General features: G+C 69.9%; 2 protein-coding genes. Both read right to left on the minus strand.

Annotated features, from left to right (window positions below):
- Positions 1-631 precede the first annotated feature (631 nt).
- On the minus strand, positions 632-3,874 hold the full coding sequence (locus ACZ5ID_RS36850; RefSeq protein WP_468907138.1) for a tetratricopeptide repeat protein: 3,243 nt from the start codon (positions 3,872-3,874) through the stop codon (positions 632-634).
- Positions 3,875-4,063: 189 nt separating this feature from the next.
- Positions 4,064-4,396, minus strand: a complete 333-nt coding sequence (locus tag ACZ5ID_RS36855) for a trypco2 family protein (protein WP_468907141.1) — start codon at positions 4,394-4,396, stop codon at positions 4,064-4,066.
- Positions 4,397-4,867 lie beyond the last annotated feature (471 nt).

Raw genomic sequence — 4,867 nt, forward strand, 5'->3', positions numbered from 1 at the left:
GCGGCTCGCGCAGGCGCGACAGCGATATGACCCGACCACAGTGGGTCACTACCGCCGCTTGACAACATCATTGGGAATCAGTGGTCACTCTGAAAGAGCTCAATGGTCCCGCTGGCATGCCCAGTGAGGTACTGCAGGTCCGTGACGCGGCTCAGGTAAGGGCCAAGATGCTCGTTGACGTCGGTGGTGGTCAGTGGCCAGGCACGATGGCGGGGCAATCTTCGATTTCGTGCGGACATGGCAAGCGGAATGGCAGAAGGCCACTGCCCGGTGAGGAAGGTGTCCTCGACACGGGTGACGGTGGCCGCAATCAGGCTGATCGCGTTTACGCGGTGCTTTCGGTGACGGCAGGGCTGTCGTGGTCCGCATCCGCATGATTGCAAAAGTTCGTGGGTTCACCTTTTCCGAAGGGCGCTCGAAGCCCAACTCGCGGGTGAAGAGTCCATAACGGTACGCGGGTGGGCCAAGGTTCGTCCGAACTGGCGGCGGCCTACGGTCGCCAGTAGAAACCGACAGGAGGGGATTTCAAGGATCTATAGCCGTGGAGGCGCCGTCACGCCCTGGAACATGTCGGATGAGGAGGGGTCTGCGGCCCCTTCTACCAATGGGCAATGGCCGGAGGCGTACACAGTCAGCAATCGGCTGGACGCCCCTCTCGTTTAGCCAGGTGCTGCTGCCGATTGGGGGGCTGCTGCGGAAGGTCTTCGAGCCGTGTTGCCACCTCCATGGACTGCCGCAAGTCGGACTCGAACCGCTGGGGGTGTGCCTCGGCGAGGGTGCGGCGGATGCGGATGGCTTCCTGGATCGCGGCCAGGGCTTCTTGCCGCCGTCCCACCTCACCCAACCGATTGGACAGGTTGTTGAGGGACATGGCGAGGTTGGGCAGGTGGGCGTCCGGGTTCGCCTCGGCGAGCGTGCGGTAGTGGCCGGCGGTTTCCTGGGCCACGGCCAGGGCTTCCTTCCGCCGCCCAGTCTTCACCCATCGGACGGAGAGATTGTTGAGGGACATGGCGAGGTTGGGCAGGTAGGCGTCCGGATTCGCCTCGGCGAGCGTGCGGCGGATGCGGATGGCTTCCTGGATCGCGGCCAGGGCGTCTTCCTGCCGCCCCACGTCACCCAGCTTGCTGGACAGGTTGTTGAGGGAGGCGGCGAGGTTGGGCAGATAGGCGTCCGGATTCGCCTCGGCGAATGCGCGGTAGTGGCCGGCGGCTTCCTGGATCGCGGCCAGGGCTTCCTCTCGCCGTCCCACCTCACCCAACCCGTTGGACAGGGTGACGAGGGACATGGCGAGGTCGGGCAGGTGGGCGTCCGGGTATGCCTCGGCGAACACGCGGCGGATGCGGATGGCTTCCTGGATCGCGGCCAGGGCTTCCTCCCGCCGCCCCACCTCACGCAACCAGACGGAGAGGGTGTTGAGGGTCCCGGCGAAGTTGGGCACGTGGGTCGGGTTCGCCCGCGCCAGCACGTGGTAGTGGCTGGCGGCTTCCTGGATAGTCGCCAGGGCTTCCTCCCGCCGGCCCATTTCACCCAACCGCAGGGAAAGATTATTGAGGGACATGGCGAGGTTGGGCAGGTGGGCGTCCGGGTTCGCCTCGGCGAGCGCGCGGTAGTGGCCGGTGGTTTCCTGGGCCACGGCCAGGGCTTCCTCCCGCCGCCCCACCTCCCCCATCGTGTTGGAGAGGTTGTTGAGGGAGGTGGCGAGGTTGGGCAGGTGGGCGTCCGGGTTCGCCTCGGCGAGCGCGCGGTAGTGGCCGGCGGTTTCCTGGACCACGGCCAGGGCTTCCTCCCGCCGCCCCACCTCAACCAATCGGACGGAGAGGTCGTTGAGGACCCTAGCGAGGGTGGGCAGGTAGGCGCCCGGGTCCGCCTGCGCGAGCGCCCGATAGTGGCCGGCGATGGTTCGGGCGAGGCGGACGGCGGTACCGGCGAGGCGCCGACTGGAACGGGGGAACAGAGCGCGGAGTCCGTCGAGGTCGTCGGGAGTGGTGGAGGGGTCGGCGGTGAGGGCGTCGAGGGCGGCGATGAGAGGGGCGGGATGGCCGCATTGGACAGCTGTGGTGATGATCTGGTCGGTGAGCCGCGAGTGGTGGCGTAGGCACAGGTTGGTCAGGTGGATGTCGAGGCGGTGGCCGAATACCCGGTGGGCGGCGGCGCGGCTGTAGACCGTCAGCAGTTGTTCCTTCTGGAGGTCGTCGGCGCCCTCCAGGAGATGGTCCGCGAGGTCGGGGTCGGTGTCCAGGACGCGACCGATGTGACGTTCGGCGAGACGGTCGGGCTGCAGCGCGCCCCACGGCCGGTTCGGGGTGGCAGCTGGGTAGAGGTCGCCGATCCAGGCGGTAACCGCGTTGCGGCGGTCACGGGTCTGATCGGCCAAGGACGGCAGGCGGCGCCAGGTGCGGTCGGCCTGGCTGCGGTCGGCGGCACCGGTCAGGTGGGCGGCGGCCAGCGCCCCTTCCAGCGTGCCCGGAGACAGCTGCGGTGTAAGGCCGCGGGCGGTAGCACTGCGGTGCCAGTAGCGCTGTTCGTGCCCCAGCAGCCGGTCCTCCACCCCCCATGTCTCCTGACCCGCCGCACCATCCGAGCCTCGGCCGGCGGATAGGGCCGTGGTGGTGTCGAGCAGATCGGCCAGGGCGGTCATGTGGAGGGTCAGGGCGTTGCCGTACCCGTCCTGCTCCAGCCGTGGCAGGGGCAGCGTGACCGCTGCCGCCTGCCAGTCGTGCATGGCCAGGCCGTGGACATCGGGCAGTGCGGCGGCCAGGGCGCGGGCGGCGTCCCGGTAGGACTTGGGCCGGTGGGCCGGGTCTGCTTCCAGCGGGGGCAGCAGGTGGGCGGGGGCGGTGTCGAGGTAGTCCTGGGCAAGGCTGGTGGCGGTCTTTGCCCGAGTCCACCAGTCGCCGTCGGTGCGGGCCAGCAGCAGAATTTTCAGCGCAGTGGTGCCCGGGTGGTCGGCGGCGGCCTCGGTCAGTGCGGTGAGCTGCGCGGTACGGTTCTCGGCGTAGTCGAGCACGATCAGCAGGGGCTTGGAGGCGTGCCGCACTTCTCGCAGTTCGGCGGCGGTGGCGTCGGCCCTCGGCCACAGGACGGCCCACCCGTCGGCCGCCAGTAGCCGGGCGAGGTGGTGGGCGACGCGGGTTTTGCCCTGCCCGCCGGCCCCGTGCAGCAGCCAGGCCCCGAACCCGCCCGGTACGCACCACGCCCGCAGGCGTTCCAGCAGATCCTCGCGGCCGTGGAAGGGAACCGTCTGTCGCCCGGCCTGCAGCAGGGCCGCCGGTGACCTGAGGCGGCCCGGTGGTGCGGTGCCCGCCGGGTCGGCCAGGTCCTGGAATTCCACGCCCTCCAGGCCGGCTGGGGCGGCGCCGTGTTCGGCCAGCGCGGCGCGGAACGCGGGGTCGTGGTGCAGGACATACGCGGGCACGACGTTCAGCTGCCCGTGGGCGGAGTGCGCACGGTCGGAGGCCACCACACCGGCCAGCAGACGATCGCAGAACATCGCGGCCCCCGACAGGCCGCCCCACGGCGAGGTACCGGGAAGCGACCACTGCGGAGGGTGCTGGAGCAGGTCCATCACATATTGGTTCCCGGCGAATCCGCTGCCCGGATTCACCCGCCCCTCCAACTGGGCGGCTTCCACCACCGGACCAGCCGCCGGATCGTCCCCCGAGCGCTGGGCCACATCTGGTACACCCCAGGTCTCACATCCCCTGCCGGGGCGGTCCGTCACCATACGGCCCCAGCGCACCGCGCCCACTGGCGCCCGCCAGCGCGTGTCGTCATCGACGAGGACCAGCGCAGCGTCATCACGCCCGCCCGGGGTCCCGCACCACACCACCACCCCGCCCAGCGCGCTGTCCCTGCCGGGGCGGAACACCTCCACCCCCTCACCGCTGCAGGCCGCAACATGAGCGGAGGTCAGCACCAGCCGCCCACCCACCGCATACCCCGAACCCGGGTACCCCGACCGGGACACCCCCACCAGACGCGCCCGCTCCACCCGACCCCCAAGCCCTACCGACAATCACCGGCCCCGACCGAGGACGCCGCTACCCGGCGGCGCCCTTCCCGCTCAGTCCTCGATACGCCCCGACGTGTCCCCAGGACCCGCCTGCCGGCCGGGGGCACCGCCCACCAGCAGGTCACCGCCGTGCACATTCCTGGGCGTCAGCGTGAACGCCACCCGGTGCGTACGGCCACGTGACACCCCGGCCTCGGTCTCGGCACCCACAGCCCACAGCCTGAACCCGGCCTTCGCCTTCGCGTCCGCCCGCAATTCGACCTCGAACTCCATATTCACCGGCCCCACCGCGAACACCACATCCGGGTGCACCACGCCCACCGCCGCCGCCGCGATCAACTCGTCCCGCATCGCCGCCACCGCCTCCACCAGCGGAATATCCACCACACCCACCCCGATCCGACACGCCGTCACATCATCACTTGAACCGTAGGACCAGCACCCCACACCCCGCAGCCGAACCCGCCGAACCCGCACCACAGAAGGCCGCCACCACCAGCTTTTCTAGCGGGTTTGGGCCAAACGGCGCACCACCAGCAGAACGTCCGTGTGCCGCTCGGCCCGTCGGCGGGTCCGTGACACCGGGTCCTTGACCCGGCGCCGCGTTGGCCTGCCATGGGCTTTGGGCAGGCTCGTACCCCAGAGCAGACCCGTCCCCGCCTGGAACCCACCTGCCCGCCCAGTCCGGCAATCGCACTGCCGCTGCTCGGCCGCGTGGTCGATGTGGGGTACCGGCGGAGAAAAAGCTTGTCTGATTGGCGCTCATCTCTCGGCGGCGCGGTCGGAGACCAGGGCGGCGACTGCCGCGTAGGTCTCGTCGAGGTACTCGCGGCGCCCGAGGTAGCGCTGGAGGGT

The sequence above is a fragment of the Streptomyces sp. NPDC031670 genome, assembly GCF_055580545.1.